This is a genomic window from Herbaspirillum sp. LeCh32-8, from assembly GCF_017814915.1.
Classification (GTDB): Bacteria; Pseudomonadota; Gammaproteobacteria; order Burkholderiales; family Burkholderiaceae_D; genus Herbaspirillum.
In genome coordinates this window covers 90,573-100,820 of the sequence record NZ_JAGIPZ010000014.1, presented here as the reverse complement: position 1 = coordinate 100,820, position 10,248 = coordinate 90,573, and the positions used below count along the sequence as shown (strand labels likewise).

Genomic DNA, 10,248 nt, shown 5'->3' with positions numbered 1-10,248 from the left:
TGTGGTCTAAACATGGGTCAACTTAGGGTGCAAATTTCCTGGAAAAGTGGGTCAGTTTTCAGTGCAATTCAACAGCAGACTATTTGAGCCTACTTGCGCAAACAAGCGGTATTGCCAGCAGCTTGGCGATGCCAGACCTTTCCGGCGACGAATTTGAAGCTCCTCGCGTCAATATCGGCCTTAAGCCGGCAGACTTCTCTTAGTTGAGAGGGCCGGCCTGATTGAGTCAGCGGGCTGTGGCAAGGTTATGCGTCCACTTTCTGAACGTGGCAAAGTTACGGTTCCTTGACTTTCGCTTTGATGGGTGCAAAGTGCGATGTAGTGTGAGGGCATTCAGTGCTGCGGAGGAGGTGACGCATGGATGGTGGCAAACATATCGTTCCATGGCGCGGCAGCTTTATCGTTCCCACCTCACTTGCACCACCAACTTCCCATCGTCTGACCAGGGTTCTCAGGTACGCAGCGGGTTCGCTGTCTGTATCTTCCGGCCCGTCATCTTCCAAGCGTACGGCGCTTCTCCTCACAACGTCAGCGCGATACAAAGTGGAAACGACACAATTCTTGCATGAATTGCAATCCGTTCCAGCAGGGAAAGATGATGCAATCTCTGATGGCCGATTACTTTGCGCAATATCAATTCGGAGGTGTCCTTGCGCAAATACCTGTGACTGGTCACTTACGCCTTGCGCTGAAATAAGAAGGAGCGCGTCCGGCTTTCGCCAAAACGCACTCCCTTTTGCATCGGCCGGCCGATGTGTTACTTGCCGCTCAGTTTTGCCAGCTGCTGCGTCAGGTAGCTCTGGCGCGACTGCATCGTCGCCAGCGTGATGTTGAGGCGGTTGAACTGGTTGGTGTAGGCGTCCTTCAGGTTCACCAGGCGGGCGTTGGCGGCAGTCTGCAGGTCAGTGTTGTTCTTCAGGCTGTCCTGCAGGCCCTTGGTCTTGTCTGCCAGGACGCCCTTGTCGCCCAGCATGGTGTCCATCAGTTTTTGCAGCTTGGGCACCACGCCGTCGGTGCCGCCAAACAGCTTGGCCACACCCTCGAAGTTCTTGGTGGTGGCGTTATTGAGCTTGGTGGCGTCCAGCGCCAGCGTACCGTCCTTCTGGAACGAGATCCCGATCTGCGATAGCGAAGTGGCGCCGCCGGCATCGCTCATCGACGACATCAGCACGCCGCGCAGCTGGGTCATGATGTTCTTGACGGAAGACTCGGAGGCCAGCGGCGAATTTGTGTTGGCCTGGCCCTTGGTGGTCGAGGGCGTTTGCTTGGTCAGCGAGGCGATCGCCTTGGCCAGCGTGTTGTAGGCCGACACGAAGGTGTTCGCCGCGGTCGCCACGCCGCTGGTGTCGTTGGCGATCGTCAGCGAGAAATTGTCGGCGGCGGTAGTGACCTTGGTCAGGTTCAGCGTCACGCCCGAGATGGCGTCGCTGACCTTGTTGGTGGCACTGGTCACGGTCACGCCGTCGATGGTCAGCTTGGCGTCCTGCGCCTTGGAGAGCTGGCCCATGCCGCTGGCGGAAAGCGCGGCGTAGTCGCTTGAGCCGGTCAGCGCCACGGTGTCGGAGCCGGCCGGCGTCAGCACCAGGCGGTCCTGGCCGTTGGCACTGGTAATGCTGGCAGTCACGCCCGCAGCAGCGCCGTTGATGGCCTGCACCACGTCGGAAAGCGCGGTGCCGGCGGGATTGATGGCGAAGGTCTTGGCGCCGACCTGCAGCGACAGGCTGCCGGCCGAGAAGGTCTGGCCGGTCGGCACGTTGGGCGACATGACGGTGCCGCTCGGATCGAAATTGAACACCGCGAAATTGCCGGTGCCGGACACGCGCAGGCTGTTGGCAGCGCCGCTGTCCTTGGTGGTGAGCACCAAGTGGTTGTTGGCGCCGTCGCTGACGATGGCGGCGGTCACGCCGGCGTCGCTGGCGTTAATGGCGTCGCGCACGCCGGCCAGCGTGTTGCTCTTGGGATGGATCAGCGCGGTCGAGCCGTTACCGGTCTTGATGGCAAGCACGCCGCTTTCGAAGGTCATGCCCGGCGAGATCGGGGCCGAGGTCACCTTGTGCGACTGCGCCAGCTGCGAGACGGCGATCGAGTACTTGCCGGAGGCGGCCTTGGTGGCATCGCGTGGCGCTTGGACCTGGGTCATGCCGCCGGGCGCATTGGAGGAGGCGTCATATCGGATGTCGGCCAGCGAGCCGTTGCCGGTGATCTTCAAGGTGTTGGCCGTGCCGCCCTTGTTCGACTCCAGCACCAGATGGTCGCCGCTGGCGTCGGTCACGATGGAAGCAGTCACATCGGCCTTGCCGGCATTGATGGCGTCGCGCACGCCGGCCAGCGTGGCGTTGGCCTTGAGCGTGATGAATTTGGGCTGTTCGGTGCCGACCTTGATGGCGATCGTGTCGCCGGCCTGGAAAGTGTTGCCGGGCGTGAAGCCGATCGATTTCAGCTTCTGCGCCAGCGCCTTGGTGGTCTCGTCGGTGTTGACGTCGGCGGTAAAGGGATCGGTGGTGAGGTTGGTTCCGCTGCCGGCGTTGCTGACGGTAGGCTTCTGCGCGCTGAAGCTGGCCACGTTCAGGCCCTTGAGCGCGCTCTGGTAGGTGGTCATTGCACCCTTCAGATTGCCGTAGGCGGAAATCAGCGCGTTGAAGCTGCTTGCCTTGTTGGCCAATGAGGTCAGGCGTTGCTTGCCCTCGGCGGCAATCAGCTTGTCGACCAGGGTCGCTACGTCTAGGGGGCCTGCAGATGTGGTGATCGTGCCGGTGGAACTGGCCATGAATTGCTCCTTAGGGGGACTGTTTGTTATTGCTTAGCCTAAGAAAGAAAGCTGGCTCTTGTTGTCATTGCACAATATTTCTGGTTTTTATTAGAAATAAAGTAGCTCCGTGCGCACATGACAAAAAGCTGACGTTCTCGCTTTCTTTTCATAAATTTACAGTTTGGGTTACGTAACAATTGCGAATTTCTTTAGCGAAAATCTCATATTTTTTACGCGATACGCCCCGTATTTAGGCCGTTTCCAGGCTGTTTTGTTTTGCGAGTGATGTGCTGATGTGATGAGTGGTGAGAATTATTGGTTTCCCGCCAGGTGGGAGATGAGGCGCCGGAGATTGCTGCCTCCAGGCGTGCGTGGCGGCGGGTGGGCGGCAGGCGGTCTTACCGTGGTTTTACGATATGCGCATGTGCCGGCGCGGCCGCAGCGCTTTTACGCTGTGCTGCAGCATCGACTGCACAAAAGCGAGCTTCGTCGTCTGACGACTTATGGCGGCCAGCAGGGGCCGCCTCTTTCTCACAAAAGATTGCGAGCGTGCTGCATATGCGTATAAATCATTGAATTTCCTCGCTTTTTTGCATGCTTTGCGTGTTACTTTCCCGGTTGCGACCGTATTTGTCCCTGTCGCCGTGCGGATGCGCAAGCGCGTCGGCGTGATGTCGGGGAGTCGACCGTGAAAGTTGACGGCTTTGCGCCAGCGAGGTGGTGCGCATCACCGTTGCGGCGGGAATGGCATGAATGCGGTTGTGCTGCATCGCACAAAATTGAAGTCGCAGACTACTTGCCGCATTTCGCCTACAAATGGCTGAGATAACGCCGCGATCTGGCTGTAAAAGGTTTGACTTACCCGAAAACGAACCTTTATAATCGCCGGGCTTTTAAGCTGCCGTACGCTCGTAATAGGTGCGGCGCATGCACGATATTGGATATATATGCTGCGCATCATCCTTTTGCAGCTCGTAACCACGGTCGTCGCTGCACTGGTGGCAGGCATGCTGGGCGGACTTCCGGCGCTGTGGTCCGCACTACTGGGCGGAGCCTGCTGCGTGGTTCCCAACGCCCTGTTTGCCTTGCGACTCTACGTCAGCGCACGAAAACCAGGTGGTACCAACCCGATGACGTTTTTCTTCGGGGAATTTATCAAGATTGCTACGACTTTCGCGCTCATGGGGGCGATCGTTTGGTTGTACCACGGTGTCAACTGGCTCGCATTTGTGCTGAGCTTCATCGTGGTGCTTAAGAGTTATTTCATTTTACTGTTTAGACACCGACCATGACCGTAGAAGCCGCTGAGCACGCGCCAACAGCCTCCGAATATATCGTCCACCACCTTGGACACCTCTCCACCCAGCATCAAACCAAGATCGTCGATTTCTCCATCATCAACATGGACACCGTGTTCTGGTCCGTGTTCTGTGGCGTGATCGCCTGCTTCTTCATGTTCCTGGCCGCCCGCAAGGCGACCTCGGGCGTGCCGGGCCGCTTCCAGGCCTTTGTGGAGATGGTGGTCGAGATGGTCGAAGACCAATCCAAGGCCATCGTGCACGGCGACCGCAGCTTCATCGCTCCGGTGGCGCTGACCGTGTTCATCTGGGTCGCCCTGATGAACTCGCTGGACTTCCTGCCGGTCGACCTGGCATCGGGCATCCTGCGCATCTTCGGCATGGGTGAAATGCACCACCGCATCGTCCCGACCGCCGACCTGAACGGCACCCTGGGCATCGCCCTGGGCGTGCTGGCCCTGATGCTGTACTACAGCGTGAAGATCAAGGGTGCCGGCGGCTTCATCCACGAACTGTTCGCAGCGCCGTTCGGCATCTGGCTGGCGCCGTTCAACCTGTTGTTGAACATCATCGAATTCGCCGCCAAGACCGTGTCCCTGGGCATGCGACTGTTCGGCAACATGTATGCAGGCGAACTGTTGTTCCTGCTGATCGCATTGCTGGGATCGACCGCGACCGCATTCGGCTTTATCGGCCACGTGATCGCCGGTTCTATCTGGGCAATTTTCCACATCCTGATCGTGTTGCTCCAAGCATTCATCTTCATGATGTTGACACTGGTTTACCTGGGCCAGGCGCACGAAGCGCACTAACAAGGCTTGCAGTACCTGTTTTTCAGTTTGTTTTTTGATTTTTTGTATTAACTTAACTTTTCTAAGGAATTGTCATGACTGATGTCTCTTTCGTTGCTCTGGCTTGCGGTTTGATCATTGGCCTGGGTGCTATCGGCGCTTGTATCGGTATCGCGATCATGGGCGGTAAGTACCTCGAAGCATCCGCACGTCAGCCTGAACTGATGAACACCCTGCAAACCAAGATGTTCCTGCTGGCCGGCCTGATCGACGCTGCGTTCCTGATCGGTGTTGGTATCGCCATGCTGTTCGCATTCGCAAATCCGTTCATCGCCAAGTAATTCGCGCTTCATAGCCGACTCTCACCTGCCGGACGATTGGTTCCGGCACTCGTTATTCTGAGAAGGGAATTACCGTGAACTTAAATGCAACATTGATTGCGCAGTTCGTGGTCTTCTTCATCCTCGCCGGCTTCACGATGAAATTCGTGTGGCCGCCGTTGATCAAGGCGCTCGACGAACGCGCCAAGAAGATTGCGGACGGTCTGGCAGCCGCCGACCGCGGCAAGGCCGATCTGGCCGCCGCCGAAAAGCGCATCCAGGGTGAGCTGGCAACGGCTCGCGATGAAGGCCAGAAGCGCGTCGGCGACGCCGAAAAGCGCGCACAGCTGATCATCGAAGAAGCGAAGAAGACGGCCGCTGAAGAAGCTGCCCGCATCGTCGCCGCTGCCCGTGCCGACGCTGAACAGCAAGTGAACAAGGCGCGCGAAGAACTGCGCGGCGAAGTCGCAACGCTGGCAGTCAAGGGCGCGGAACAGATCCTGAAGCGCGAAGTGAACGCCGCTGCGCACGCCGACCTGCTGAACCAACTGAAGACAGAGCTGTAATATGGCCGAACTGGTAACGATCGCTCGCCCTTACGCTGAAGCCCTGTTTCGTGTGGCCAAGGCGGGCAGCCTGGCAGCCTGGTCCGATCTCATCACCGAGATGGCCCAGGTGGCAGCGCATCCCGAGCTCAAGGCCCTCGCGCACAATCCTTCCGTTTCGCACGTCAAGCTGGCCGAAGTGTTCGCCGCAGCCGTGAAGACTCCGCTCTCCGTCGAGGCGCAGAACTTCGTCAACACGCTGATCGAAAACGGCCGCCTGGTCCTGTTGCCGCAAATCGCCGAACAATTCCATGAGCTCAAGAATGCTCAGGAAGGTTCGGCCGACGCGCATATCACCAGCGCCTTCGCGCTGAGCGATGCACAGGTCAAGGATGTGGTCACCTCGCTGGAGAAGAAGTTCGGCCGCAAGCTGAACCCTTCGGTGACGGTGGACGAAAGCCTGATCGGCGGCGTGCGTGTCGTGGTCGGCGACGAAGTGTTCGATACCTCCGTGCGCGCGAAACTGCAGCAGCTGCATGCTGCTCTGGCCGCGTAATTGCCCGAGCCTGGCTAAGCGAAAGAACAATTTTTAGGAGTTAGTATGCAACTCAACGCATCTGAAATCAGCGAGCTGATCAAGAGCCGGATCCAAGGCCTTGGCGATACCGCTGAGATTCGCAATCAGGGCACGGTCATTTCCGTGTCCGACGGTATCTGCCGTATCCATGGTCTGTCCGACGTGATGCAAGGTGAGATGCTGGAATTCCCGGGTAACACCTTCGGCCTGGCGCTGAACCTGGAGCGCGACTCGGTCGGCGCCGTTATCTTGGGCGAGTACGAACACATTTCGGAAGGTGACGTCGTCAAGTGCACCGGCCGTATCCTGGAAGTGCCTATCGGCCCCGAACTGCGTGGCCGTGTGGTCAACGCACTGGGTCAGCCGATCGACGGCAAGGGCCCGATCAACGCCAAGCTGACCGCTCCGATCGAAAAGATCGCGCCGGGCGTTATCGCCCGTGAATCGGTTTCGCAGCCGATGCAAACCGGCCTGAAGTCGATCGACTCGATGGTTCCCGTTGGCCGCGGCCAGCGTGAGCTGATCATCGGCGACCGCCAGACCGGCAAGACCGCTGTTGCGATCGACGCCATCATCAATCAAAAGGGTCAGAACATGACCTGCATCTACGTCGCGATCGGCCAGAAGGCTTCGTCGGTCAAGAACGTGGTGCGCGCTCTGGAAGAGCATGGCGCGATGGAGTACACCATCGTCGTCGCAGCAACCGCTTCCGAATCGGCAGCAATGCAATACGTGTCGGCCTACTCGGGTTGCACCATGGGCGAATACTTCCGCGACCGCGGTCAAGACGCCCTGATCGTGTATGACGATCTGTCCAAGCAAGCCGTGGCTTACCGTCAGGTCTCGCTGCTGCTGCGCCGTCCGCCGGGCCGCGAAGCTTACCCTGGCGACGTGTTCTACCTGCACAGCCGCCTGCTGGAGCGCGCAGCCCGCGTGAACGCCGACTACGTCGAGAAGTTCACCAACGGCGAAGTCACCGGCAAGACTGGTTCGCTGACTGCACTGCCGATCATCGAAACGCAAGCCGGCGACGTGTCCGCCTTCGTTCCGACCAACGTGATCTCGATCACCGACGGCCAGATCTTCCTGGAAACCTCGCTGTTCAACGCCGGTATCCGTCCTGCGATCAACGCCGGTATCTCGGTGTCGCGCGTCGGTGGCGCTGCTCAGACCAAGGTCATCAAGGGCCTGTCCGGCGGTATCCGTACCGACCTGGCGCAGTACCGTGAACTGGCAGCCTTCGCGCAGTTCGCTTCGGATCTGGATGCAGCAACCCGCAAGCAGCTGGATCGTGGCGCACGTGTGACCGAACTGCTGAAGCAGTCGCAGTACGCTCCGCAATCGATCTCGATCATGGCCGTGACCCTGTTCGCCGTGAACAAGGGCTACATGGACGACGTCGAAGTGAAGAAGATCCTGGCCTTCGAAGCCGGTCTGCACAACTTCGTGAAGACCAGCCACGCTGACCTGCTGAAGAAGATCGAAGACACCAAGCAACTGGATAAGGATGCTGAAGCAGCACTGGCAGCCGCCATCGCTGACTTCAAGAAATCCGGCGCGTACTAATTTTTACTGAAGCTATAAGGAGTCTTACTCATGGCTACAGGTAAAGAGATACGTGGCAAGATCAAGAGCGTAGAAAATACGAAGAAGATCACCAAGGCGATGGAAATGGTCGCGGCATCCAAAATGCGCAAGGCGCAGGACCGGATGCACGCAGCCCGCCCGTACAGCGACAAGATCCGCAACATTGCGGCCAACCTGTCGCAAGCCAATCCGGAATACGTGCACCCCTTCATGGTCAAGCAGGATACGGCCAAGCGTGTTGGTTTCATCGTCGTCACGACCGACAAGGGTCTGTGCGGCGGCATGAATACCAACTCGCTGCGTCTGCTGACCGCGAAGATGCGCGAGCTGGAGGGCAAGGGTCTGGCATTTGAATCCGTCGCCATTGGCAACAAGGGTCTGGGTTTTCTGAATCGTATCGGCGCACGCGTCGCCGCCAACGTGACGCAATTGGGTGATACGCCTCACCTGGAAAAGCTGATCGGCCCCGTCAAGGTGCTGCTCGACGCTTACCAGGAAGGCAAGCTGGACGCGGTGTACTTGGTGTACACCAAGTTCATCAACACGATGAAGCAGGAAGCCACCCTGCAGCAGCTGCTGCCGCTGACCAGCGACAAGCTCAAGGCTGACGAGGGTGCGCACTCCTGGGACTACATCTATGAGCCCGATGTGCAATCCGTGGTGGACGAACTGCTGGTGCGTTACGTCGAAGCGCTGATTTATCAGGCAGTCGCCGAAAACATGGCGTCCGAGCAATCGGCGCGCATGGTGGCGATGAAGGCGGCAAGCGACAACGCGGGTAGCGTGATCGGCGAATTGAAGCTGGTCTACAACAAGACCCGCCAGGCAGCGATTACCAAAGAGCTGTCGGAAATCGTCGCCGGTGCTGCTGCGGTCGGTTGATCGCTGACGTAGCGATGCGAAACAGAATTTAAATTTTATCTATTGAAGGAACGAAAATGGCTGATGGCAAAATCGTTCAGTGTATCGGCGCTGTGGTGGACGTGGAGTTCCCGCGCGATGCGATGCCCAAGGTTTACGATGCCTTGAAATTGGAAGGTTCGGATCTGACCCTGGAAGTCCAGCAACAGCTGGGCGACGGCGTGGTTCGTACCATTGCGCTCGGTTCGTCGGACGGTCTGCGCCGCGGCCTGACCATCACGAACACCGGCAAGGCAATCACCGTGCCGGTCGGCACAGCGACCCTGGGCCGCATCATGGACGTGCTGGGCAACCCGATCGACGAATGCGGTCCGGTCTCGCACGAGCAAACCGCTTCGATCCACCGCAAGGCTCCTGCGTACGACGAACTGTCGCCGTCGCAAGAACTGCTGGAAACCGGCATCAAGGTGATCGACCTGGTGTGCCCGTTCGCCAAGGGCGGTAAGGTTGGCCTGTTCGGCGGCGCCGGCGTGGGCAAGACCGTGAACATGATGGAACTGATCAACAACATCGCCAAGGCGCACAGCGGTCTGTCCGTGTTCGCCGGTGTTGGTGAGCGTACCCGTGAAGGTAACGACTTCTACCACGAAATGGCAGAAGCCAAGGTGGTGGATCTGGAAAACCCGGCCAACTCCAAGGTTGCCATGGTTTACGGCCAGATGAACGAACCGCCGGGCAACCGTCTGCGCGTGGCGCTGACCGGCCTGACTATCGCTGAAGGCTTCCGCGATGAAGGCAAGGACGTGCTGTTCTTCGTCGACAACATCTACCGTTACACCCTGGCCGGTACCGAAGTGTCCGCGCTGCTGGGTCGTATGCCTTCCGCGGTGGGTTACCAGCCGACGCTGGCCGAAGAAATGGGCCGCCTGCAAGAGCGTATCACCTCGACCAAGACCGGCTCGATCACCTCGATCCAGGCCGTGTATGTCCCTGCGGATGACTTGACCGACCCGTCGCCGGCAACCACCTTCGCCCACTTGGACTCGACCGTCGTTCTGTCGCGTGACATCGCTTCGCTGGGTATCTACCCCGCAGTGGATCCGCTGGACTCGACCTCGCGCCAGCTGGACCCGCAAGTGGTCGGCCAGGAACACTACGAAACCGCACGCGCTGTTCAGGGCACCCTGCAGCGCTACAAGGAACTGCGCGACATCATCGCGATTCTGGGCATGGACGAACTGGCTCCGGAAGACAAGCTGCTGGTGGCGCGTGCTCGTAAGATGCAGCGTTTCCTGTCGCAGCCGTTCCACGTTGCCGAAGTGTTCACCGGTTCGCCCGGCAAGTACGTTTCGCTGAAGGACACGATCAAGGGCTTCAAGATGATCGCCAGCGGCGAACTCGATCACCTGCCGGAACAAGCGTTCTACATGGTCGGCACGATCGAAGAAGCAATCGAAAAAGCCAAGAAGATCAACTAAGCAATTATTGATTTTCGGCGCCGCCCCCGCGATTGCTGATCG

At 58.7% G+C, this 10,248-nt stretch carries 10 protein-coding genes; 8 read left to right on the top strand and 2 right to left on the bottom strand.

Features of this window, described 5'->3' with window-relative positions:
* Window positions 1-757: 757 nt before the first annotated feature.
* Together fliD and J8I26_RS20140 are read right to left on the bottom strand one after the other, a co-directional pair.
* Window positions 758-2,767, bottom strand: a complete 2,010-nt coding sequence (gene fliD / locus J8I26_RS20145) for a flagellar filament capping protein FliD (protein ID WP_209608896.1) — start codon at window positions 2,765-2,767, stop codon at window positions 758-760.
* Window positions 2,768-3,318: 551 nt separating this feature from the next.
* The gene (locus tag J8I26_RS20140) at window positions 3,319-3,519 is read right to left on the bottom strand and encodes a hypothetical protein (protein ID WP_209608895.1); all 201 of its coding nucleotides are present in this window, start codon (window positions 3,517-3,519) and stop codon (window positions 3,319-3,321) included.
* Between the two features lie 177 nt (window positions 3,520-3,696).
* On the opposite strand from J8I26_RS20140, the gene J8I26_RS20135 reads away from it, so the two are divergent.
* The 8 genes from J8I26_RS20135 to atpD all read left to right on the top strand — a co-directional run bounded on the left by J8I26_RS20135 (window position 3,697) and on the right by atpD (window position 10,206).
* Entirely contained in the window at window positions 3,697-4,041 is a 345-nt protein-coding gene (locus J8I26_RS20135; protein WP_209608894.1) for an ATP synthase subunit I, read from the top strand.
* A complete protein-coding gene (atpB, locus tag J8I26_RS20130; RefSeq protein ID WP_209608893.1) occupies window positions 4,038-4,859 on the top strand; it encodes a F0F1 ATP synthase subunit A in 822 nt (273 codons plus the stop codon). The genes J8I26_RS20135 and atpB overlap by 4 nt, the downstream gene beginning before the upstream one ends.
* A 74-nt stretch (window positions 4,860-4,933) precedes the next feature.
* A complete protein-coding gene (atpE, locus tag J8I26_RS20125) occupies window positions 4,934-5,179 on the top strand; it encodes a F0F1 ATP synthase subunit C (protein WP_006461334.1) in 246 nt (81 codons plus the stop codon).
* A 74-nt stretch (window positions 5,180-5,253) separates the two neighbouring features.
* On the top strand, window positions 5,254-5,724 hold the full coding sequence (locus J8I26_RS20120; RefSeq protein WP_209608892.1) for a F0F1 ATP synthase subunit B: 471 nt from the start codon (window positions 5,254-5,256) through the stop codon (window positions 5,722-5,724).
* Between the two features lies 1 nt (window position 5,725).
* Window positions 5,726-6,259, top strand: a complete 534-nt coding sequence (locus J8I26_RS20115; protein ID WP_209608891.1) for a F0F1 ATP synthase subunit delta — start codon at window positions 5,726-5,728, stop codon at window positions 6,257-6,259.
* A gap of 45 nt (window positions 6,260-6,304) precedes the next feature.
* On the top strand, window positions 6,305-7,846 hold the full coding sequence (atpA, locus tag J8I26_RS20110) for a F0F1 ATP synthase subunit alpha (protein ID WP_209608890.1): 1,542 nt from the start codon (window positions 6,305-6,307) through the stop codon (window positions 7,844-7,846).
* Window positions 7,847-7,876: 30 nt separating this feature from the next.
* Complete coding sequence (gene atpG, locus J8I26_RS20105) at window positions 7,877-8,749, top strand: F0F1 ATP synthase subunit gamma (protein WP_209608889.1); 873 nt, start codon at window positions 7,877-7,879, stop codon at window positions 8,747-8,749.
* Window positions 8,750-8,805: 56 nt separating this feature from the next.
* Window positions 8,806-10,206 (top strand): F0F1 ATP synthase subunit beta, encoded by a 1,401-nt coding sequence (atpD, locus tag J8I26_RS20100; RefSeq protein ID WP_209608888.1) that lies wholly within the window; start codon window positions 8,806-8,808, stop codon window positions 10,204-10,206.
* Window positions 10,207-10,248: the final 42 nt, after the last annotated feature.

Excerpts from the sequence above, each read along its gene's own strand:
- fliD (WP_209608896.1), bottom strand. The coding sequence starts at position 2,767 with ATGGCCAGTTCCACCGGCACGATCACCACATCTGCAGGCCCCCTAGAC.
- atpG (WP_209608889.1), top strand. The coding sequence starts at position 7,877 with ATGGCTACAGGTAAAGAGATACGTGGCAAGATCAAGAGCGTAGAAAAT.
- atpD (WP_209608888.1), top strand. The coding sequence starts at position 8,806 with ATGGCTGATGGCAAAATCGTTCAGTGTATCGGCGCTGTGGTGGACGTG.
- atpB (WP_209608893.1), top strand. The coding sequence starts at position 4,038 with ATGACCGTAGAAGCCGCTGAGCACGCGCCAACAGCCTCCGAATATATC.
- J8I26_RS20115 (WP_209608891.1), top strand. The coding sequence starts at position 5,726 with ATGGCCGAACTGGTAACGATCGCTCGCCCTTACGCTGAAGCCCTGTTT.
- J8I26_RS20140 (WP_209608895.1), bottom strand. The coding sequence starts at position 3,519 with ATGCAGCACAACCGCATTCATGCCATTCCCGCCGCAACGGTGATGCGC.
- J8I26_RS20135 (WP_209608894.1), top strand. The coding sequence starts at position 3,697 with ATGCTGCGCATCATCCTTTTGCAGCTCGTAACCACGGTCGTCGCTGCA.
- atpA (WP_209608890.1), top strand. The coding sequence starts at position 6,305 with ATGCAACTCAACGCATCTGAAATCAGCGAGCTGATCAAGAGCCGGATC.
- atpE (WP_006461334.1), top strand. The coding sequence starts at position 4,934 with ATGACTGATGTCTCTTTCGTTGCTCTGGCTTGCGGTTTGATCATTGGC.